The organism is Massilia sp. BHUDP2, assembly GCF_046236355.1.
GTDB lineage: Bacteria > Pseudomonadota > Gammaproteobacteria > Burkholderiales > Burkholderiaceae_D > Telluria > Telluria varians.
Genome location: NZ_JBJUVW010000002.1, coordinates 282,391 through 303,858 on the forward strand (window position 1 = coordinate 282,391; position 21,468 = coordinate 303,858).

18 protein-coding genes are annotated in these 21,468 nt (G+C 65.3%); 9 read left to right on the forward strand and 9 right to left on the reverse strand.

Features of this window, described 5'->3' with window-relative positions; translation table 11 throughout:
* Positions 1 to 8: 8 nt before the first annotated feature.
* From ACK6C6_RS11990 to ACK6C6_RS12010, 5 genes are all read right to left on the reverse strand, one after another.
* Complete coding sequence (locus ACK6C6_RS11990) at positions 9 to 2,810, reverse strand: type VI secretion system Vgr family protein (protein WP_409267508.1); 2,802 nt, start codon at positions 2,808 to 2,810, stop codon at positions 9 to 11.
* Between the two features lie 206 nt (positions 2,811 to 3,016).
* Complete coding sequence (locus ACK6C6_RS11995) at positions 3,017 to 3,838, reverse strand: TatD family hydrolase (RefSeq protein ID WP_409267509.1); 822 nt, start codon at positions 3,836 to 3,838, stop codon at positions 3,017 to 3,019.
* A 2-nt stretch (positions 3,839 to 3,840) separates the two neighbouring features.
* A complete protein-coding gene (gene lolD, locus ACK6C6_RS12000; RefSeq protein WP_409267510.1) occupies positions 3,841 to 4,548 on the reverse strand; it encodes a lipoprotein-releasing ABC transporter ATP-binding protein LolD in 708 nt (235 codons plus the stop codon).
* Positions 4,541 to 5,806, reverse strand: coding sequence for a lipoprotein-releasing ABC transporter permease subunit (locus tag ACK6C6_RS12005; RefSeq protein WP_409267511.1), 1,266 nt, complete (start codon positions 5,804 to 5,806; stop codon positions 4,541 to 4,543). Before ACK6C6_RS12005 ends, lolD begins: the two co-directional genes overlap by 8 nt.
* A gap of 82 nt (positions 5,807 to 5,888) precedes the next feature.
* Positions 5,889 to 7,169 carry a lipoprotein-releasing ABC transporter permease subunit gene (locus ACK6C6_RS12010; RefSeq protein ID WP_409267512.1) on the reverse strand — a complete coding sequence of 427 codons (1,281 nt, stop codon included), beginning with the start codon at positions 7,167 to 7,169 and terminating at the stop codon, positions 5,889 to 5,891.
* A 156-nt stretch (positions 7,170 to 7,325) separates the two neighbouring features.
* Between ACK6C6_RS12010 and ACK6C6_RS12015 the strand changes: the two genes are divergently transcribed.
* Positions 7,326 to 8,342, forward strand: a complete 1,017-nt coding sequence (locus tag ACK6C6_RS12015; protein WP_409267513.1) for a hypothetical protein — start codon at positions 7,326 to 7,328, stop codon at positions 8,340 to 8,342.
* 61 nt (positions 8,343 to 8,403) lie between these two features.
* The gene (recJ, locus tag ACK6C6_RS12020; protein WP_051306781.1) at positions 8,404 to 10,053 is read left to right on the forward strand and encodes a single-stranded-DNA-specific exonuclease RecJ; all 1,650 of its coding nucleotides are present in this window, start codon (positions 8,404 to 8,406) and stop codon (positions 10,051 to 10,053) included.
* A gap of 111 nt (positions 10,054 to 10,164) precedes the next feature.
* On the opposite strand, the gene ACK6C6_RS12025 is transcribed toward recJ, so the two are convergent.
* Positions 10,165 to 10,620 (reverse strand): YybH family protein, encoded by a 456-nt coding sequence (locus ACK6C6_RS12025; protein WP_409267514.1) that lies wholly within the window; start codon positions 10,618 to 10,620, stop codon positions 10,165 to 10,167.
* Between the two features lie 154 nt (positions 10,621 to 10,774).
* Here ACK6C6_RS12025 and ACK6C6_RS12030 point away from each other — a divergent pair, with 154 nt between their 5' ends.
* The 3 genes from ACK6C6_RS12030 to ACK6C6_RS12040 are packed head-to-tail and all read left to right on the forward strand — an operon-like array spanning position 10,775 to position 12,229.
* Positions 10,775 to 11,212 (forward strand): antitoxin Xre/MbcA/ParS toxin-binding domain-containing protein, encoded by a 438-nt coding sequence (locus ACK6C6_RS12030; RefSeq protein ID WP_209586813.1) that lies wholly within the window; start codon positions 10,775 to 10,777, stop codon positions 11,210 to 11,212.
* A 2-nt stretch (positions 11,213 to 11,214) separates the two neighbouring features.
* The gene (locus ACK6C6_RS12035) at positions 11,215 to 11,895 is read left to right on the forward strand and encodes an RES family NAD+ phosphorylase (protein ID WP_409267515.1); all 681 of its coding nucleotides are present in this window, start codon (positions 11,215 to 11,217) and stop codon (positions 11,893 to 11,895) included.
* A gap of 13 nt (positions 11,896 to 11,908) precedes the next feature.
* Positions 11,909 to 12,229 carry a DUF2288 domain-containing protein gene (locus ACK6C6_RS12040; RefSeq protein WP_409267516.1) on the forward strand — a complete coding sequence of 107 codons (321 nt, stop codon included), beginning with the start codon at positions 11,909 to 11,911 and terminating at the stop codon, positions 12,227 to 12,229.
* 16 nt (positions 12,230 to 12,245) lie between these two features.
* On the opposite strand, the gene ACK6C6_RS12045 is transcribed toward ACK6C6_RS12040, so the two are convergent.
* Both ACK6C6_RS12045 and ACK6C6_RS12050 read right to left on the reverse strand, forming a co-directional pair.
* The gene (locus tag ACK6C6_RS12045; RefSeq protein ID WP_409267517.1) at positions 12,246 to 12,635 is read right to left on the reverse strand and encodes a tetratricopeptide repeat protein; all 390 of its coding nucleotides are present in this window, start codon (positions 12,633 to 12,635) and stop codon (positions 12,246 to 12,248) included.
* Positions 12,632 to 14,653, reverse strand: coding sequence for a bifunctional 2',3'-cyclic-nucleotide 2'-phosphodiesterase/3'-nucleotidase (locus ACK6C6_RS12050; RefSeq protein ID WP_409267518.1), 2,022 nt, complete (start codon positions 14,651 to 14,653; stop codon positions 12,632 to 12,634). The genes ACK6C6_RS12045 and ACK6C6_RS12050 overlap by 4 nt, the downstream gene beginning before the upstream one ends.
* A 155-nt stretch (positions 14,654 to 14,808) precedes the next feature.
* Here ACK6C6_RS12050 and prfB point away from each other — a divergent pair.
* The 3 genes from prfB (at position 14,809) to lysS (ending at position 18,143) form a co-directional block, all read left to right on the forward strand.
* A protein-coding gene (gene prfB, locus ACK6C6_RS12055; protein WP_409267519.1) for a peptide chain release factor 2 occupies positions 14,809 to 15,913 on the forward strand; the annotation gives its coding sequence in 2 pieces (ribosomal slippage) (positions 14,809 to 14,889 and positions 14,891 to 15,913; 1,104 coding nt in all).
* 3 nt (positions 15,914 to 15,916) lie between these two features.
* Entirely contained in the window at positions 15,917 to 16,579 is a 663-nt protein-coding gene (locus ACK6C6_RS12060; protein ID WP_409267520.1) for an HAD family hydrolase, read from the forward strand.
* A gap of 28 nt (positions 16,580 to 16,607) precedes the next feature.
* On the forward strand, positions 16,608 to 18,143 hold the full coding sequence (lysS, locus tag ACK6C6_RS12065; RefSeq protein ID WP_409267521.1) for a lysine--tRNA ligase: 1,536 nt from the start codon (positions 16,608 to 16,610) through the stop codon (positions 18,141 to 18,143).
* A gap of 155 nt (positions 18,144 to 18,298) precedes the next feature.
* Here the strand turns inward: lysS and ppnN are convergent, their stop codons facing one another.
* Positions 18,299 to 19,669, reverse strand: a complete 1,371-nt coding sequence (gene ppnN / locus ACK6C6_RS12070; RefSeq protein ID WP_027867403.1) for a nucleotide 5'-monophosphate nucleosidase PpnN — start codon at positions 19,667 to 19,669, stop codon at positions 18,299 to 18,301.
* Between the two features lie 255 nt (positions 19,670 to 19,924).
* Here ppnN and ACK6C6_RS12075 point away from each other — a divergent pair, with 255 nt between their 5' ends.
* On the forward strand, positions 19,925 to 21,427 hold the full coding sequence (locus tag ACK6C6_RS12075) for a peptide MFS transporter (RefSeq protein ID WP_209586821.1): 1,503 nt from the start codon (positions 19,925 to 19,927) through the stop codon (positions 21,425 to 21,427).
* Positions 21,428 to 21,468 lie beyond the last annotated feature (41 nt).

Consider the following 21,468-nt stretch of genomic DNA (forward strand, 5'->3'; position numbering starts at 1 on the left):
CCGACAGCCTAAATAGTCGACGGAAGAAGCTCGAATCGCACCGGCCCCAGCGTATCGCTCTGCACCAGCGCCGTGCGTCCTTCCTCGTCGCTGGTGCCCTGGATGGTCCGGCCATCGCTGAGGTGGGCAATGTAATTTTGATATGGAATCGGTTCCCGCGTTTGGAGATGGCGCAGGACAAGTCGTTCGTTTGTCTTCAACGTTGACTTGGCAAACTCAGGTTTGCTGGGGTCGCCTCCGCCCGGCCCGCCGCGGGTCAGGCTGGTCGCCTTGATGGTGTGCTCGCCTGTGCTCTCCTGCGTGATCGCGCCCTCCGTCCATTGCGTCAGCGCGCCCTGCGAAATGATCCGGACCACGGGTGCCTCGATATGGATCGCTTCCGCCGAGATCAGACTGATCTTGCCCGAGGACTTGAGCTCGACCTTGCCCTGGTGGGCCTCCAGCAGAATATTCCCTTGCCCCGCCACCAGCTTGACGCCCAGCGCCTGGGCAAAAGCGCTGATCCCGCGCGCAGCGCGCAGGAAGATGTTCTTTCCTGCAGACGTGCGCGCATCCCCGCCACTGACCATGTCGAGCTGGGTCTCGGACCCGAGCGCGACGTTGTCCTGGCTGGCCAGCATGATGCCCGCCGGGGCAGTCACGGCCACGATCGGCTCGGCGCCCTTGTCGCCCGGCGCGACGTTGGAACCCTGGTCCCAGCGCCGCAGCTTGTCGGACAAGTCGGCCAGGCGCTGCGCGCTCGGCTCGTCCTCGGTGTGCTGTTCCGCCAGCTTGGCCACCTCGTCCGCGATGCTCTGCATCAACTCGGCCAGGCCGAGCAGGCCGGCGCGCGCCAGTTGCTCGCCCTCGGCCGCCGGGGCCGCCTCTGCGCTCAGGAGCACGCCTTCCTTGCCGCGGATCGCCACGCTATGGTCGCTGCGCAGCTCGGCGCCTTCGCCGCGCGGCGCGGCCGTGCCGTTGGCCTTGGGCTGCGTCAGCCAGCCGAGGTTCAGTTGCGAGGCGCCGTGGTCGCTGGCCAGCTGGGCGCTGATCTCGCCGCGGGTGTCGTCGAAGCGCAGCTGGTTGCCGCGCGCGCCGCCGATCTCGCGGGTGCGGGTGCCCGACAGGTAGCGGTTTCCGGGCAAGCCGCCCGACTTGCTGAATGCCGGCGGCTCGCCGCGCTGGTTGAAGACCTGCGACAGGACCACCGGCCGGTCCGGGTCGCCGCCGAGGAAGGCCACCAGCACTTCGCTGCCGACGCGCGGCAGCGACAGCGTGCCGCACTGCTGGTTGGCGCCGGGGCCGTTGCCGGCCCAGTTCGACGCCACCCGTACCCAGGCCGAATCGGCCGGCGTATCCGAGGCGCCCGCCCCATGCGCATGCTTGTGGTCCGTGCTGCGCATGCCCGGGAAGCGGATCTTCACTCGCCCCAGCGCGTCGCAATGCACTTCCTCGCCCGGCGGCCCGGTGACGATGGCGCTTTGCAGCTGCGGATGCGGCAGGTCGATGCGCGGATCGAATGCCGGCACCAGCGCGATCCCGCGCCGCACGCAATCGAAGCGCATCCGCACCCGCACGCCGTCGCCGGCCACCGGATGTTCGTTCGGCGCCAGCATCGCATCGATCGGGGTATACGGTCCCATCAGGCGGCGCACGCGCGCCGACAGGTCGGCCGGCAGGTTGTTCTCGGCTTCCATCCAGACGGCGGTCACGACGAAATCGCGCTCGCCTTCCGGATGGGTGTCGATCTCCGGGTGGCCGCTCAAGCTGAAGTATTCACCCGCGCACAGGTCGCGCACGCTGCCTTCGCCGTGGAAGCACTTGGTGTCGAATTCGTGCCGGTTCATGCGCACCTGGCCGAGCCGCCAGTGGTCCTCGACGTCGTTGCCGGCATGCGGGATCTCGACCAGGTAGTCGTCCAGGCTCGCCGCCAGCGCATTGCCGCTGCGGCCCTGGTCGGCCATGCTGCGCGCGGTGGTGCTCATGAACTGGGTGCCGGTGGGGTTGCGGTAGTCCCAGCTGTGGCGCGTGATGCTGCCCGGCTGCAGGCGCCGCGCGGCGCACCAGGAGACGACGGTATCGCGCTCCTCGGTGGCATCGATCCGGTGGTAGCGCACGCTGCCGGCGGCGCTGCGCGGCAGCGAGGCGGGATCGGAAAACAGCACCAGCGTGTGGACGGGCGTGTCGTCCGCGTCCTGGTCGGTGCTGCCGGCGCGGGCGCGGCCCGGGCGGAAGGTCCAGGCGATGCCGCGGCGCTTGAGCAGGCGGCGCACGAAGGCGGCGTCGGACTCGTTGTACTGCATGGTCTGTTCGCGCGGCGGGTACAGGCGCATGTCGAACAGCGGGTCGAGTTCGTAGTCGAAGGAGCTGGCCATGACGCTGTTGGACTGGCGCCATTCGTCGAACAGGACCTGCACGATCTCGAGCTCGTTCTGGTAGCGGAAGACGCGGCTGTTGACGCGCTTTTCCATGACGGCCAGGGCATCGCGCAGCACCAGCTGGTAGACCGCCAGCCCGCCGTCGTGGTCGCCGGCGCGCGCCTCGGCGACGATGCCGCAGATGCTGCGCAGTTGGCCGCGGTCGGTGACCATCTGCAGTTCGGCGGGAAGCGCGATGAGTTCCTTGAGCGGGAGGCGCGGCGTGTCGGCGACGCAGGTGACGACGTATTCGAAACCGCCGCACACCGATTCATGGCCCTGCACCCGCTGCGGCAGCAGCAGTTCGTCGGCCAGGTGGTCGGCATGGCCCAGGCGTAGCCGGATCGGCCGGTGGGCGGTGGTCAGCGACTTCTCGTGCCGTAGCATCCGCAGGAATTCGCTCGCGCTGTCCAAATCACTCTCCATCGTGGCTGTGCTGCAATGGCAGCGAAGAGTGCATCTTGGCAGAACGGAACATGCGCAGCCTTGTCGTGCTTCAACGCTGCAAACGAACTAAACCTTATAGCCACTGTCGCGGGACGCCGCCAAGCATCCGGTGCTACCCACCGGCGCAAGTGCTGCTACTTCGCTAATTATCTATTTGTCCAGTGTCGGATTGGCTAGCCCGCAGCATGACCATGCGCGAGCGGATAGCCGGCCAGCCGCGGAATCGCCGCCAGCGTGTTCCGGTAGACCGCTTCGCGCACCTCGTCCACGCCGATCCCGCGCAGTTCGGCCAGGGTGGCGCCGATGGCGGGCAGCTGGTCGGGCGTATTGCGTCCCGGGTGGATCCAGGACGGCGCGATGTCCGGAGAATCGGTCTCCAGCACGATGGACGCGAGGGGCAGCTCGGCCGCCAGGCGCCGGATCTGCAGCGCGCGGGTAAAGGTCATGGCGCCGCCGAAGCCGAGGTGAAAGCCCAGGTCGATGAAGTTCTGCGCCTGCTGGAAGCTGCCGTTGAAGGCGTGGGCGATCCCCCCCAAGGGGCGGATCTGGCGCAGGTGCTTCAGCACCTGGTCCTGCGAGCGGCGCACGTGCAGCATCACGGGCAGGCCGAAGTCGCGTGCGATGCGCAGCTGCTCGCGCAGGAAGCGCTCCTGCTTCTCGCGCATGTCCGCCTCGCACAGTATCGGGATGAAGAAATCCAGTCCGATCTCGCCGACGCCGACGAAGTTCGGGTCCTTCATCGCCGCTTCTACCGCGCTGCGCAGCACCAGCAGGTCTTCATCCCGGGCCTGCGGCACGTAGATCGGGTGGATGCCCAGCGCATAGGTAACGTTCGGGGCCTGCGCGGCCAGCTCGGCCACGGCGCCGAAGTTGCCGCGCTCGATCGCCATCGCCACGATCATCGACACGCCCGCCGCCTTCGCCGCTGCAGCCACGTCCAGCGATCCGTGGCCGAATTCGTGCGCATCCAGGTGGCAGTGGGTGTCGATCCACATCGTCAGTTCTCCACTGCCTGCAGCCCGTGCTCGGTCAGCCGGAACACGCGGTCGCAGCGGCGCGCCAGCTCCATGTCGTGGGTGACGATCACAAACGCCGTGCCGAGGGTGCGTGAGAGTTCCAGCATCAAATCAAAAATCGACTGGGCCGTGCTGTGGTCGAGGTTCCCGGTCGGTTCGTCCGCCAGCACGCAGGCCGGTTCGGTGACCAGCGCGCGCGCCAGGGCCACGCGCTGGCGCTCGCCGCCTGACAGCTCGCCGGGGCGGTGCACCACGCGCTTGCCCAGGCCCACGCGCCCGAGGATCGCCTCGGCCTTCTTCAAGGCCGGCTCGCGCGCTTCGCGCCGGATCATCAAGGGCATCAGGACGTTGTCGAGGGCCGAGAACTCCGGCAGCAGGTGGTGGAACTGGTAGACGAAACCGAGCGAGGAGTTGCGCAGCTCGCCGCGGCGGGTCTCGGACAGGGTCGCGAAATCCTCGCCCAGCAGGGTGACGGCACCTAGCGACGGGGTATCCAGGCCACCCAGCAGGTGCAGCAGCGTCGACTTGCCGGAGCCGGAAGCGCCGACGATGGCCACGCGCTCGCCGCGGTAGATCGCGAAATCGATTCCGTCCAGGACCTTGACGGTGTAGTCGCCCTGCTTGAAGGTCTTGCCCAGGCCGCGGCAGGACAGGACAGGGGTAGTTGAGGTATTCGGGTAATCATTCATAACGCAGCGCCTCCGCAGGTTTCACGCGCGACGCCGACCAGCTCGGGTACAGGGTCGCAGCAAACGCCAGCAGCACGGATACGCCGCCGATCTTGAAAACGTCCGGCCAGCGCAGGTCGGACGGCACCGCGCTGATCAGGTAGATATCTTTCGACAAGAACTGCACTCCCAGCAAACCTTCGATAAACGGAACGATGACGTCGATGTTCAGGGCCACCAGCACGCCCCCGCCGACACCCAGGACGGTGCCGATGATGCCGACCAGCGCGCCCTGCACCATGAAAATCTTTTGAATCGAGCGCGGCGAAGCGCCCAGGGTGCGCAGGATCGCGATGTCGGCCTGCTTGTCGGTCACCGTCATCACCAGGGTGGACACCAGGTTGAAGGCGGCCACCGCGATGATCAGGGTGAGGATGATGAACATCATCTTCTTCTCGGTCTGTACGGCGGCGAACCAGTTGGCGTTGAGCTTGGACCAGTCGCGCATTTCCAGGTCGCCCGGCATGGATTTCTTGAGTTCCTGGGCCACGCTAGGTGCCTGGTGCATGTCGGCGATGCGCAGGCGCAGGCCCATCGGGGCCGGCAGGCGCTCCATGCGCTGCGCATCCTCGACATGGATGAAGGACAGCGCCGCGTCGAAGTCCATGTGGCCGGCTTCGAAGATGCCGGAGACGGTGAAGCTGCGGCTGCGCGGCAGCAGGCCGGCCGGCGTGATCTGGCCCTGCGCCAGCAGCATGGTGACCTTGTCGCCGATGCCGACGTTCAGCGCGCGTGCCAGCGCGTAGCCCAGCACGATGTTATAGGCGCCGGGCTTGAGCGAATCGAGACTGCCCTGGTTGACCTGCTTGGCCACGTCGGACACCTTGGGTTCTTCCGAGGGCAGCACGCCGCGGATGATCGAGGGGCGCATCACGCCCTGGCCTTCCAGCAGGCCCTGGGTCTCCACGAACGGCGCGACCCCGCGCACCGCCGGGTTCTTCAGCGCTTCCTGCCCGGCCGCGCGCCAGTCCGGCATGCTGCCGCTGCGGTCGAATACTTCGATATGGGCCAGCACCGACAGCATGCGGTCGGTGACTTCCTTCTGGAAGCCGTTCATCACCGACAGGACGATGATCAGGGCGGCCACGCCCAGCGCGATGCCGGACACGGAGATCAGGGAGATGAAGGAAATGAAGCTGTTGCGGCCGCTGCGCTTGCCGGCGCGCGTGTAGCGCAGGCCGACCAGCCATTCGTACGGCAGGTTCTGGGTAAGTCTCATGGTCTGGGTCGTTGTTGCGAGGCCGCAGTGTGCCACAGGAGGCACGGGCGTGGCCAGATTGTCATCGTCAAGTGAGGCATCCTCATTCGTAGCGGAGGGCCTCGGCCGGCTTCACGCGCGCCGCCGACCAGCTCGGGTACAGGGTGGCCACGAAGGCCAGCAGCACGGCCACACCGCCGATCCAGCCGACGTCGCTCCAGCGCAGCTGCGAGGGAATCTCGCTGATCAGGTAGACCTCCTGCGACAGGAACTGCACCTTGAACAGCCGCTCGATGAAAGGCACGATGACGTCGATGTTCATGGCCACCGCCACGCCCAGGCTCACGCCCAGCACGGCGCCGAGCACGCCGACCAGGGTGCCCTGCACCATGAAGATGGTCATGACCGAGCGCGGCGAGGCGCCCAGCGTACGGAGGATGGCGATATCGGACTGCTTGTCGCGCACCGTCATCACCAGGGTAGACACCAGGTTGAAGGCCGCCACCGCCACGATCATGGTCAGGATGATGAACATCATGCGCTTTTGCGACTCCACGGCGGCGAACCAGATCGCATTGACCTTGGACCAGTCGCGGATGAACAGGTCGCCCGACATGCTGCCATGCAGTTCGCTCGCGACGCGCGGCGCCTGGTGCATGTCGGCCAGGCGCAGGCGGATCCCCGCGGGTGCGGAGACGCCCGCCAGCGCCTCGGCGTCCTCGATGTGGGCAAAGGCCAGCGAGGAATCGAATTCGAAGTGGCCGGCTTCAAAAATGCCGCTCACGGTCAGCGGCCGGGTGCGCGGCAGCGCGCCACCCTGGGCCGCGCCTTGCGCCTGCGCCGGGGTGGAGGCCATCAGGAGCGTCACCCGGTCGCCCACGCCGACGTCGAGCGACTTGGCCAGTGCCCGGCCGATGATCACGTTGTACGAGCCCGGCTGCAAGCTGTCGAAGCGCCCTTCGCGCATGTGTTTCGACACGTCCGACACCTTCAATTCCTGCGCCGGGTCGATCCCGCGCAGCAGCACCGGTTTCATCACGCCGTCGCTCAGCAGCATGGCCTGGGTCTCGGCGAAGGGCGCGGCGGCGCGCACTTCCGGGTTGCGCAGCGCTTCCTGGATCGAGGTGCGCCAGCCCGGCATCTCGCCGCGCGCGTCGAACACTTCCACGTGGGCCAGCACCGACAGCATGCGCGCGGTTACCTCTTTCTGGAAGCCGTTCATCACCGACAGCACGACGATCAGCGCGGCCACGCCGAGCGCGATGCCGGCCACCGAGGCCATCGAGATGAAGGAAATGAAGCTGTTGCGCCCGCTGCGCTTGCCGGCGCGGGTGTAGCGCAGGCCGACCTGCCATTCGTAGGGCAGCTTGTGGGTGATGCTCATGAAATCGCTTAATGTGCGTTATTGGTTTGCCAACCCGAGAGTTTGCCAGACATCGGACTTTTATGGCGCAAAAGAAAGCATTGCGCGTGTGGCGAGGGCGGGACGTGGCCGCTGCACGACCGTTCGCTGGAAGCATATTTGCCCTAAAATAGCGGTATGTCGCACATTACGCTTGTCCTGCCCCACCTGCTGCCGCTCCCCGAATTCGCGCCCGACCTGGTCCGTGCCCTGCAGACCCCGGCGCTGGCCGCCCTGCTGTCCCGTACCAGCGCCTTCGACCGCCAGGCCGCCCTGGATACCGCACGCGCCCTGCCGCACGAACAGTGGCTGGCGCGCACGCTCGGGCTGTCGCCGGAGGGCCTGCCGGCCTTCGCCGCCGCCGCCATGCGCGGCTTCGGCCTCGATCCGGCGGGCGGCACCTGGTATATCGTCAACCCGGCCCACATCCAGATCGCGCGCAGCCATTCGATGATGGCCGACCTGCGCCATCTAGGCTTAGGCGAGGATGACAGCCGCGCCCTGTACGAGGCGGCCAGGCCGCTGTGCGAGGAAATCGGCCATGCGCTGCTGTACGGCGATGCCCAGACCTGGTTCCTGCGCGCCGACGACTGGACCGGCATCGAGGCCGCCACCCCGGACACGGTGGTGGGCATGGACCTGAGCGACTTCGTCCCGCGCGGCAAGCAGGCCCTGCCCCTGCGCCGGCTGCAGAACGAAGTGCAGATGCTGTGGCACACCCACCCGGTGAACGCCGCGCGCGAGGCGCGCCGCCTCCCCGGCGTGAATTCCTTCTGGCTGTGGGGCGCCGCCGGCGACGCCACGCGCGCCGCCGGCCGCGTGGCCAGCATCGGCGTGCCGGGGTGGGTCCGCGGCCTGTCCAGCGAATCCATCGGCTCGCTGGATAGCCTGGACGGCGCGCTGGCGCAGGACGGCCTGCTGGTCGTCGGCATTCTGGCGGACGCCGCCATCGCCTCCGACTGGGGCACCTGGGTGCAGCAGGTCCAGCACCTGGAACAGAAACTGTTCGCGCCGCTGCATGCGGCGCTGGTACAGGGCCGCGTGAAACAGCTCAAGCTTGTGCTGAGCAACCGCGAGACCCTTGCCGAATGCACCACGACCGCCATGGCCCAGCGCAAATTCTGGCGCCGGCCGACCCTGGAACGACTTAGTTGAGCATACCTTGAGCATCACGACACGCATCACCACCCGTCCCTGCCCCTTCCGCACTTCCGAGATGCTGCGCCAGGGCGGGGTGCACCCGGTCCTCGCGCGCATCTATGCGGCGCGTGGCCTGCTCGACGCGCGCGAGCTGTCCAGCGAGCTGGCGGCCCTGGTGCCGCCCGGGGCCTTGCGTCACATCGACGCCGCCGCCGTGTTCCTGGCCGACTCGATTGCTGCGGCAAAGCGCATGACCATCGTCGCCGACTACGACTGCGACGGCGCCACCGCCTGCGCGGTCGCCCTGCGCGGCCTGCGCATGATGGGCGCCACGGTCGACTACATCGTCCCGAACCGCTTCGAGTACGGCTACGGCCTGACGCCCGAGATCGTCGAACTCACCGCGCGCGAAAAGTCGCCGGACATCATCATCACGGTCGACAACGGCATTGCCAGCATCGATGGGGTGTTGGAAGCGAACCGGCGCGGCATCGAGGTCGTGGTCACCGACCACCACCTGCCGGGCGATGCGCTGCCGCCGGCGCGCGTAATCGTCAACCCGAACCAGCCCGAGTGCGGCTTCCCGAGCAAGCACCTGGCCGGCGTCGGCGTGGTGTTCTATGTGCTGCTGGCGCTGCGCGCCGAGCTGCGCCGCCGCGGCGTATTCGACGCCCAGACCCAGCCCAAGCTCGACAGCCTGCTCGACCTGGTGGCGCTGGGCACGGTGGCCGACGTGGTCAGGCTGGACGCCAACAACCGCATCCTGGTGGCGCAGGGCATCAAGCGCATGCGCGCGGGCCGCATGCATGCCGGCGTGGCCGCCCTGTTCCGGGTGGCGGGCCGCGAAGCGCGCTGCGCCTCACCCTTCGACCTCGGCTTCGCGCTCGGTCCGCGCCTGAATGCCGCCGGCCGCCTGGAAGACATGTCGCTCGGAATCGAATGCCTGGTGACGGACGACGTCGGCCGCGCCTGGGCCATCGCCCAGCAGCTCAACGAGATCAACCTGAAGCGCCGCGAAATCGAGGCCGAGATGCAGGACACCGCCCTGCTCCACCTGGACAGCTTCGAGCCATCCGGCTCGAGCACGATCAGCGTGTTCGACGAGGGCTGGCACCAGGGCGTGATCGGCATCGTCGCCTCGCGCCTGAAGGAAAAGTTCTACCGGCCGACGATCACCTTCGCCCCCGCGGGCGACGGCTGGATCAAGGGCTCGGGCCGTTCGATCCCGGGCTTCCACCTGCGCGACGCGCTCGACCTGGTGTCCAAGCGGGTGCCGGGGCTCATCGACAAGTTCGGCGGCCACGCGATGGCGGCCGGCCTGTCCATCCGCGGCGAGCACTTCGACAGCTTCCAGCAGGCCTTCGAGGCGGTCGGCAAGGCCTGGCTGACCGAAGCGCAGCTGGAACGCATCATCGAGACCGACGGCCCGCTCGAGGACGAGTTCTACTGCACCCAGTTCATCGAAGAGATGGACGGCCAGGTCTGGGGCCAGGGCTTCGCCCCGCCGGTGTTCTGCGACGAGTTCCGCGTGGTGAGCCAGCGCATCCTGAAGGAGCGCCACCTCAAGCTGCTGCTGGAGAAGAACGGCCGGCGCTATGACGCAATCTGGTTCGGGCATGCCGACAGCCTGCCGGAGCGGGCGCGGGTGGCGTTCAGGCTGGATGCGAACGAGTACAACGGCGTGACCAAGGTGCAGCTGCTCGTGGAGCACGCGGAGCCGGCATGACCGGCCCAAGCATGCAACCATGGGGTCAGGTCTGACATTTAGACACGGGCTGAGCAGTACCACAGGATAACGCTCGAGTTCGTGTCCGAATGTCAGACCTGACCCCGGGCGTTATTTTTTCGGTGGCGGCTCGAAATCCGACCCGCGGTCGAACACCACTTCCCACTGCCCTGGCGCCCTCAGGCGCCAGATCGAATTGAAGCGTCCAATGCGCTGCCCTTGGGCGTTGTAGATCGGCCCGCCGCTATAGGCGAGCGTGCCGGATGCCACCACTTCCACCTCTTCCGGCTCCCAGGAGAACGGGGCCTGCGGCTTGTCGTAGTACTGGCGCCAGCCCCTGGCGATCGCCCCCTTGCCGCGCAGCGGCCCCTCGGCGCTGAAAAAGATCGCCTCGTCCGCGATAAAACGCTTGAAGGCGTCGAAATCGCGCGCTTTCATGGTGGCGGCGAATCCGCGTTCCGCTTCCATGACCTGCCGCTTCAGGTCGCTATTTGAATCGCGGGCATTACCGGCGGCGGCAGCCAACATCAGGCATGTAGCAAGAAGAGAAAGCGAACGCAGGCGCATTGGGGGGTGTCTCCTGATCTGTGTACGGGCTTTTATTAAGCTTTTTTCTATACAGCAAGATCAATAATTCTGTCATGGTCGCGCAAAGCTTACAACCGGCAGTTGCAATCGGTCCGAAATTGGAGTATAACGAGTCCAATTACGGAGAATTACGATGAGCCTAGCCTACTCCTACCCGAAAAGCCGATTCGAACCGGCAGTCCTGGTCGACCTGAATTCACGGGCCGAACGCGAGCGCCTGTCGCGCTCGGCGTTGATGGGCTTCTTCAAGCTGGCAGCGAGCTGGCAGGTGCGCGACGACGATGCGCGCGAGCTGCTCGGCGGCCTGTCCTCGTCCTCCTATTACGACTGGAAGAAGAATCCGGACCGGGTGCTGGAGGTCGACCGCATCACCCGCATCTCCTACCTGCTCGGCATCTACAAGGCCCTGCACATCCTGTACGGCGACAAGCTCGCCGACGAATGGGTCCACCTGCCCAATACCAACCCGGTGTTCGCCGGCCGTAGCCCGCTGGCCTACATGCTGGCCGGCGGCTTGATCGCCATGCAGACGGTGCGCAAGCTGCTGGACGCACGCCGCGGAGGTCTTTGACCTTGCCGCTGCACAAAATCACCCAGCTGCGCCAGTACGACACCTGCCGCCTGATTCCGTCCCGTTTCGCCGACGTCGAGGATTCCGTGCTGGCGCCGCTGGCCGAGAACGACGAGGTCCTGCGCGACCTGTTCGACCTCGACAACGCCACCAACGAGCGCCTGCGCGGCGAGTCCGGCCTGCTGCCGGGAATCGGGATGGACGAACTGGTGTTCGGCGTGCCGAATTTCCGCATCATCAATGCGGCCTTCACTTACGCCCGCCCGGAAGGCAGCCGCTTCAACGACGGCGAGCGCGGCGCCTGGTATTGCGCCTTCGCAGCCGAGACGGCGCTCAGCGAAGTCATCTTCCACAAGACGGTCGAGTATGCCGAGATCGATCGTTTCGACGACAGCGTCAGCTACCAGATGCTGCTGGCCGACTTCAGCGCCGGCTTCCACGACCTGCGCGGCATCGATGCATATCAAGCCTGCCTGGATCCGGACAGCTATATCGCCTCGCAGGCGCTGGCCGCCGAGCTGATGGCGCAGGATTCGATGGGCATCATCTACCCGAGCGTGCGTCATCCGGGCGGCACCAACCTCGCCTGCTTTCGCCCCGCACTGGTGGGCAATGTGCGCAAGGCGCAGACCTATCGGTTAACATGGGCGGGCTCGCCGCAACCGGCGGTCGAGATCACCTAGTTTTTGAATGCGTATGAAGACCAATCCCGAAAAAGATACCGAACTGCACGACAAGATCAACCGCGAAACCGGCCGCGTCAAATGGAGCGAGCTGGAACGCCATTTTGCCAGCGGCTCGGTGATCTACGTGAGCGAGGAACTGGACCTGATCGAGGTCGCGCTGCGCATCGCGCACGACGACAAGGACAGCGTAGGCAAATGGATGGCGGCGGGGACGGTGGCCAAGGTCAGCGACCTGCAGGCGCAGACCTGGACGGCGGCCGATGCGACGCTGTGGGCCTCGGTAGTGAGTCCCTTCGTGCTGGTGCAGCCGGAGAAAAAGCAGCTGCATTGAACCGGGAAGCGCTTTCCTAGCGCTTCCCCTCGGCGCGGTGCGTGAGCGCATGCGCCGCCCGCCGGAAATACTGCCCCGCCTTCTCCGGATCCTTCTCCATCATCCCGAGCTGCTGCCACGCTTCCGGATAGTCCAGTTGCGTGGCCTCATGCAGCCAGCGCCGCGCGGCCGCCTCGTCCTTCGGCACGCCATCCCCTTCGAGCAGCATGTTCGCCAGCAGGAACATCGCCTCCGGCATCCCGCGTGCAGCCGCCACGCCCAGCCAGTGCGCGGCCAGCGCCGCATCGCCGCCGTCGCGGTACATCATCCCGCGCCGCAGGGCGATATCGGCCTCGTCGCCATGCTGGGCCATAGCCGGCTGGACAAGCATCAATGCGGCCAGGACCGCGAGGACGAGACGCTTCATTTCGACAGGTCGATCGCGTACAGCGCCATGCCCTTGCCGCGGCCGTCATCGTCCGCGATCTGGGTCACGTTGTGCAGGCCGGCCTCGCGGGCCAGCTGGAGCATGCCCGGCGCCGACGAGAACACCACGCGCCCGGCCGTCTTCACGGGCGTGAAGCGCCAGCTGCGCGCCGATGCATGGACGTCGCGCTCAAGCCGCTTCGCGGCCCGCACGTAGGCGATCAGGAGGTCGCGGTTGTTGTCGGGCGAAGCGATCACGGTCTTGCTGCCGTCCAGGCCCGGGAAGTGGCCGCCGCCGCTGGCGCGGTAGTTGTTGGTCGCGACCAGGAACTCCTGCTCCGCCGCCACCGGCTTGCCGCGCCAGGACAGGTTGCGGATGCGCTCGCCCGGGGCGCGCGTCACGTCGATCTCGTAGGTGACGTCCGGCGAGGTCAGGGTATCGAAGTTATAGCTCGGCACAGCCAGGTTGACCAGCGCCTGCGGCTCGGGTTTCGCCGGGTCGATGGTATGGAAGCGCTGCGCCGACTTTTCCAGCCAGGCCTTGAGCCCCGCGCCGTTCACCTTCACGGCGTACAGGGAATTCGGGTACAGGTAGAGGTCGGCGGCATTGTTCAGGGCCAGGTCGCCGGCCTTGACGTCGGTGTAGTCGGCCGGGCCGGCGACGCCGCTCTTGAAGGGCGCCGTCACCGACAGCACCGGCAGGTCCTTGTACTGCGGCAGGTTGGCGGCCACGTACTTCAGCACGTACTCGGTCTGCGCCTGGTTGACGACCTGCAGGGCCGAGATGTCGCCCACGTCGGCGAAATAGCTCGACATGCGGAAGGCGGTCGCGCCGACCGGCGTCTGCACGTAGCGGATGGTCGCTTCGTGCTCCTCCTTCACCAGGGCCATGACGGCCGGGTCGGCGTCGACGTAGCTCTTGCTACCAGTCTGCGCGGCGCGCGCCTCGACCCGCGTCTTGTCCTTGTCGACGATCCAGCGCTTGCCGTCGTGCTTCAGGTGCAGGCCAATCACGCCCAGGTGCTTGCCCCACAGGTTGGCCATCACGGTCGGCACGCCGTGCACCAGGCCCCTGGCCTTGTCCACGCCCGGCAGGTTGAACTGCGGTACGGTGCTGTCCCTGCTGGGGAACAGCTGGTGCGAGTGGCCCAGCAGCATGGCGTCGATGCCTTCCACCTTGGCCAGGTGCCAGTTGGCGTTCTCCATGGTCGGGGTGTAGGGGCTGGCATCTAGGCCGCCGTGCGAGATCGCGATGACCAGGTCGGCGCCCTTCCTGCGCATCTCGGGCACGTACTTCTGCGCGGCCTCGAGCACGCCGGTGGTGAGCACACGGCCCTCGAGCCAGCGGCGGTCCCATTCCATGATGGTCGGCGGGGTGAAGCTGATGATGCCGACCCGCACGATCGCCTTGACCGGCTTGCCCCTGGCGTCGAGCGCGCTGACTTCCTTGTCGACGATCGCGTAGGGGCTGAACAGCGGCTGCTTCGTCCTGGCGCTGTAGACGTTCGCCAGCACCATCGGAAAGGCCGGGCCGGCGCAGCGCTTGGGCTGGTCGACGCCGTCCACCTGGAAGCGGTTGCCGGTCACCTGGCTCAGAAAAGCCAGGCCATAGTTGAATTCGTGGTTACCTACGCCCGCGCCATCGTACTTCAGCGCGTTCATGATCTTGTAGATGCCCAGGGTTTCGTCGCAGCGCAGCGGCTTGACTTGTGCCTGGTAGTCGGCCAGCGCCGTACCCTGGATCGTGTCCCCATTGTCGAGCAGGAAGGTGTTCGGGAATTCCTTGCGCGCCTGGTGGATCAGCGTGGCGGTGCGGTCGAGGCCGTGCGAGGGCTCGGGCGCCAGCTTGTAGTAGTCGTAGCCGACCAGGTTCGAATGCAGGTCGGTCGTCTCCAGCACGGCCAGCTGGGCGGTGGTGCCGGCGGCGGGCGCCTTGGCTGCTGCGGCGGCAGGCACGGGAAGGCTGAGGAGCGCCGGGGCGAGCGCGATGCAAATTTGGTAACGCAAGTGGATGGCCATGGGGTGTGCGGTGAACGGAACCGGGGGATGATATGCCAGCACCATGCTCGGTAGCAAGCAAGGCCAATCGTGCCCGCCGGCCTGGAGCCGTCCTGGGGTATAATCGAAGGTTCGATTCAACGCCAGTTTAACCCCCTTAGAAGACTACCAAGACCATGGAAGCTGAACGCATCAACGCCATCTCCGCCCTGCTGAACGACCTGACCAGCCGTGAAGCCGAACTTCGGAGGTATCTTTGACTTCGATCGCAAGTCAGAGAAACTAGAACAGGTCAACCAGGAACTCGAAGACCCGTCCGTCTGGAATGACCAGAAGCGGGCCCAGGACCTCGGCAAGGAAAAGAAGGCGCTGGAAGGCGTCGTGCTGACGCTCGAGAAGGCGCGCAACGACCTTACCGACGCTGCCGACCTGTTCGAGATGGCAAAGGAAGAAGGCGACCACGGCACCCTGGAATCGATCGGCGGCGACGCCGAGGAAATCCAGAAGATCATCGAGTCGATGGAATTCCGCCGCATGTTCAGCAACCCGATGGACCATGCCAACTGCTTCATCGACATCCAGGCCGGCGCCGGCGGCACCGAAGCCCAGGACTGGGCCTCGATGCTGCTGCGCCAGTACCTGCGCTACTGCGAACGCAAGGGCTTCAAGGCCGAGATCCTGGAACAGTCCGAGGGTGAAGTCGCGGGCATCAAGACCGCCACCATCAAGGTCGACGGCGAGTACGCCTATGGCCACCTGCGTACCGAGACCGGCGTGCACCGCCTGGTGCGCAAGTCGCCGTTCGACTCGGCTAACGGCCGCCATACCTCGTTCACCTCGCTGTTCGTGTACCCGGAAGTCGACGACTCGATCGAAATCGAGATCAACCCGGCCGACGTGCGCATCGACACCTACCGCGCATCCGGCGCGGGTGGCCAGCACATCAACAAGACCGACTCCGCGGTGCGCCTGACGCACGCCCCGTCGGGCATCGTGGTGCAGTGCCAGAACGACCGTTCGCAGCACCGCAACAAGGCCGAAGCCTGGGACATGCTACGCGCCAAGCTGTACGAACTCGAACTGCGCAACCGCATGAGCGAGCAGCAGAAGCTGGAAGACTCCAAGACCGACGTCGGCTGGGGCCATCAGATCCGCTCCTACGTGCTGGACCAGTCGCGCATCAAGGACCTTCGTACCGGTTTTGAAACCGGCAACACCAAGAACGTGCTGGACGGCGACCTGGACGACTTCATCTCCGCTTCGCTCAAGCAGGGCGTGTAATCGATGAGCATGACGCAACGCGCCTTCGTGTTCGACATGGACGGCACCATCGTCGACAACATGGCCTTCCACACCGACTCGTGGCTGCGCTTCTTCGAGCTGCGCGGCCAGGTCCTCGATGCGGATGAATTCTTCCGTGCGACGGCCGGCCGTCACGGCCGCGAAATCATGCGCAGTTATCTGGGCGAGCACCTGACGGACGATGAACTCGCCCTGCTCGACCACGAGAAGGAATCGCTCTATCGCGAACTGTACGCACCGCATCGCAAGGCGGTGGACGGCTTCGACGCGCTGATTGCGCAGGCGAAGGCGCAGGGCGTGAAGCTGGCCGTGGGCACCGCCGCGCCGCCGGCCAACGTCGAGTTTACCCTCGACGGCCTGGATCTGCGCCGCCACTTCGACGCGATCGTCGGCGCGACTGACGTCGCGCGCGGCAAGCCGCACCCGGACGTGTTCCTGAAAGCGGCCGAGCTGTGCGGCGTGGCGCCCGAGCACTGCATCGTGTTCGAAGACGCGCCGCTGGGCGTGGAAGCGGCGCGCCGCGCGGGCATGCGCTGCATCGTGCTGACGACCACCCTGCCCGCCTCCAGCTTCGCCGGCTTCGACAACGTCATCGCCATCGTGCGCGACTTCACCGAATTGAAGGCCGAACTGCTGTTCGCCTAAACACCTAATAAGAACTGCCTATCCAATCATGACTACGGAAAACCAAGACCAGTCGCCCGTCGTGGCGCACGACGAAAACAAGATCATCGCCGAGCGCCGCGCCAAGCTGGCCGCGCTGCGCCAGCAGGGCAATCCCTTCCCGAACGACTTCGTCCCGCAGGACAAGGCCGCCGACCTGGTCGAGACCTATAAGGGCAAGACCCGCGAAGAGCTGGAAGCCGAACCGGTCAACGTCGTGCTGGCCGGCCGCATGATGCTGCGCCGCGAAGCCGGCAAGAAGGCCGCGTTCGCAACCCTGCAGGACAGCTCGGGCCCGTCGGCCAGCGGCCGCATCCAGATCTACATCACGGTGGATTCCGCCGGCGAAGAGGCGATGGAAGCCCTGCGCAGCTATGACCTGGGCGACATCCTGGGCGTGGAAGGCACCTTGTTCAAGACCAAGGTCGAGGAGCTGACCATCAAGGTCACCAAGCTACGCCTGATCTCCAAGGCCCTGCGCCCGCTGCCGGACAAGTTCCACGGCCTGGCCGACCAGGAGACCAAGTACCGCCAGCGCTACGTCGACCTGATCATGAACGAAGAGACGCGCCGCACCTTCAAGGCGCGTACCGCCGCCATGTCGTCGATGCGCCGCTTCATGGAAAAGAACGGCTTCATGGAAGTCGAAACCCCGATGCTGCACCCGATCCCGGGCGGCGCGGCGGCCAAGCCTTTCATCACCCACCATAACGCGCTCGACATGGAAATGTACCTGCGCATCGCGCCGGAACTCTACCTGAAGCGCCTGGTGGTGGGCGGCTTCGACCGCGTGTTCGAGATCAACCGCAACTTCCGCAACGAAGGCGTGTCGGTCCGTCACAACCCGGAATTCACGATGATGGAATTCTATGCGGCCTACACCGACTACAAATGGATCATGGACTTCACCGAGCAGGTGATCCGCCAGGCCGCGATCGATTCGAACGGCAGCGCGGTGCTGACCTATGGCGGCCGCGAGCTGGACCTGTCCAAGCCCTTCCAGCGCCTGACCATCGTGGAAGCGATCGACAAGTACGCACCGGGCTATACCCAGGAGCAGCTGAACTCGATGGACTTCCTGAAGCAGGAACTCTTGAAGTTCGGCGTCAAGCCTTTCGCCACGTCCGGCCTGGGCGCGCTGCAGCTGGCGCTGTTCGAAGAGACCGCCGAAGCCCTGCTGTGGGAGCCGACCTTCATCATCGACTATCCGGTCGAAGTGTCGCCGCTGGCACGCGCCTCGGACAGCCGCGAAGGCATCACCGAGCGCTTCGAGCTGTTCATGGTGGGCCGCGAGATCGCCAACGGCTTCTCGGAGCTGAACGATCCGGAAGACCAGGCCGCGCGCTTCCTGTCGCAGGTGGCCGCCAAGGATGCGGGCGACGACGAGGCAATGTTCTACGACGCCGACTACATCCGCGCGCTGGAATACGGCATGCCGCCGGCCGGCGGCTGCGGCATCGGCATCGACCGCCTGATGATGCTGATCACCGACTCGCCGAACATCCGCGACGTGCTGTTGTTCCCGCACCTGCGCAAGGAAGACTAAAAGAAAAAGCGGCCTCGGCCGCTTTTTTTGTAGGGGTGATCTAGTCCAGTGGACTAGATCACGCTTCGCCGTCCGCGCGTTCAAACCGTCGATGCATAGTGACTCCGCCACGATTCACAGGGGAGTTGAACGCGCGGACGGGAAACCCGTCCACCCTACTGCACGATGGTGTAGCAAGGCGTATATGCCTTGCCCGGCAGTTTCATCCGGCTATGCTCCACGAACGATGCCAGCAGCGCATCCATCGGCTCCATGATCGCGCTCTCGCCCTGGATTTCGTACTTGCCGTGCTGTTCGATCGCGCGGATGCCCTCTTCCTTCACGTTGCCGGCAACGATGCCCGAAAACGCCCGGCGCAGGTTCGCCGCCAGCAGGTGCGATTCCTGGGCGCGGTGCAGCTTCAGGTTGCGCATGTTCTCGTGGGTCGGGCGGAACGGCTTCTGGAATTCCGGATCGATCTTGAGGCGCCAGTTGAAGTAATACGCGTCGCTGTGCGCCTTGCGGAATTCGCGCACCTTCTGGATGCCCGCGTACATTTCTTTCGCCACTGCCTCGGGATCGTCGATGATGATCTTGTAGCGCTTTTGCGCCGCTTCGCCGAGCGTCAGGCCGATGAAATGGTCGATCTGCTCGAAATACGCGCCGGCCGTCGCCGGGCCGGTAAAGATCAGCGGGAACGGCACTTCCGCGTTCTCCGGATGCAGCAGGATACCCAGGATATACAGGATCTCCTCGGCCGTGCCGGCGCCGCCCGGGAACACGATGATGCCGTGGCCGGTGCGCACGAACGCCTCGAGGCGCTTTTCGATGTCCGGCATGATGACCAGGTCGCTGACGATCGGGTTCGGCGACTCGGCCGCGATGATGCCCGGCTCGGAAATGCCGAGGTAACGCCCGCTGCGGATGCGCTGTTTCGAGTGGCCGATGGCGGCGCCCTTCATCGGGCCTTTCATGGCCCCCGGACCGCAGCCGGTGCAGATATCCAGCTCGCGCAGGCCGAGCGCATAGCCGACCTCTTTCGTATAGGTGTACTCGACGCGGTTGATCGAGTGCCCGCCCCAGCACACCACCAGGTTCGGACTGCGCTGCGGCTGCAGCACATTGGCATTGCGCAGGATGTGGAATACCGCGTCGGTAATGCCTTCCGGGCGGTTCAGGTCGAATTTGGGGTTGGAGGTGATATCGAAATGGACGTAGACGATATCGCGCAGCACCGAGAACAGGTGCTCGTGAATACCGCGAATCATCTTGCCGTCGACAAAGGCGTGCGCGGGCGCACTGCGGATGTCGAGCTTGATGCCGCGCTCGCGCTGGAGAATGCTGATTTCGAAATCGCGGTAGCGTTCGAGCAGCTCCTTGCCGTCATCGATCGAGCTGCCGGTATTGAGTACGGCCAGTGCGCATTTTCTGAATATGTCATACAAACCGCTCTTGCTGGTGTCGAGCAGCTTGGCGACTTCGGCTTTCGACAGGACTTCGAGGCGGCCTTCCGGAGAGATGAGAACATCGACAACATCTTGGGTCATGGTTTTGTTTTCCCTTTCATCGGTAATACGGATTGGCCTGTTTGCCAATATACGCCAAAGTGCAACACTTTGCGCCCCGATTGAGGGCATTCCATGACGTGGCGCGCACTGCGGGGGAGCGCGTTTACCACAAGCCGAAAAAGTTCGCTTGCGATGAGGGATTTACACTAAAATGCGTGCCTATTGGAATTTCCGGCATACAGATATTCCACCAAAAAAATCGTCGTCACATATAACTATTTCGGGAGGAACCGCATGAGCGGTGCAGCTACTTCAGCCAAGGGACCGATCCCAGAATTCAAGCAGATCATGGGCCATCCAGCTCCGTTGTGGATGCTCTTCATGACCGAATTCTGGGAACGCTTCGCGTTCTACGGCATTCGTTGGGCCCTGGTGCTCTATATCGTCGCCCAATTCTACGACGGCAACGCCGTCGGCCAGGCCGACGCCAACCTGACCTACGGTTCCTACCTCGCGCTGGTGTATGCCGGCGCCGTGTTCGGCGGCTACATCGCCGACCGCGTGATCGGCTACCAGCGTTCGATCCTGGTCGGCGCCATCTTCATGGCGGCCGGCCTGTTCATGATCGCCGTCCCGAACCCGGACGTCTTCAAACTCGGCCTGGCCACGATCATCGTCGGCAACGGCATGTTCAAGCCGAACATCTCGGCCATGGTCGGCCAGCTGTACACGCTGAACGACACCCGCCGCGATTCGGGCTTCACCATCTTCTACATGGGCATCAACGCCGGCGCCTTCCTCTCGCCGATCCTGACCCAGCAACTGGCGCAGAACGTCTTCAACACCGGCGACACCCCGGCCTACAAGATCGTGTTCATCGCCTCCGGCATCGGCATGCTGATCTCGCTGTTCTGGTTCTACATGGGCCGCAAGCAGCTCAAGGGCATCGGCGCACCGACCGGCGAGCTGGCCAGCCCGAAGCGCCTGATCGCCGTGGTGCTTGGCTCGATCGTGGTGATCCCGGGCGTTTACCTGCTGCTGCAGGCCGGCGCCGAGAACCTGCAGATCGTGCTGTCGGTACTGTTCATCGCACTGGCCCTGATGCTGATCGTCGAAGGCGTCCGCGAAGGCAAGGTCTCGCGCGACAAGACCATCGCCATGATGATCATCTTCTTCTTCAACATCCTGTTCTGGTGCTTCTTCGAGCAGGCCGGCAGCTCGTTCACCTTCCTGGCCGACCAGATCGTGAACCGCAACTTCGGCGACTGGGTCTTCCCCGTAGCCTGGTTCCAGTCGGTGAACTCGGTCGCCATCATCGTGTGCGCACCGATCATCGCCGCCATCTGGGTCGCCATGGGCAAGCGCAACGTGAACCCGTCGATCCCGCGCAAATTCGGCCTGGGCATCATCTTCAACGCGCTGGCCTTCGGCCTGCTGATGTACGCGCTGACCCAGCTGATCGACGACCAGGGCAAGATCCCGTTCTGGACCCTGTTCATGGTCTACGCGATCCAGTCGATCGGTGAGCTGTGCCTGTCGCCGATCGGCCTGTCGATGGTGACCAAGCTGGCCCCGACCCGCCTGGTGGGCCTGGGCATGGGCGGCTGGTTCCTGTCGACCGGTATCGGCAACAACCTGTCGGGCATCTTCGCCTCGCACGTTTCGGGCGAAACCGGCATGTCGGTGGCCTCGGCACTGGACGGCTACACCTTCGGCTTCTGGATCCTGATGGGCGGCGGCGTGCTGCTGTTCCTGCTGGCCCCGCTCATCCAGAAACTGATGCACGGCGTGAAGTAAGCGTCCAGACGCAAGGAGTAAAAACGGCGGCCCGCGGGCCG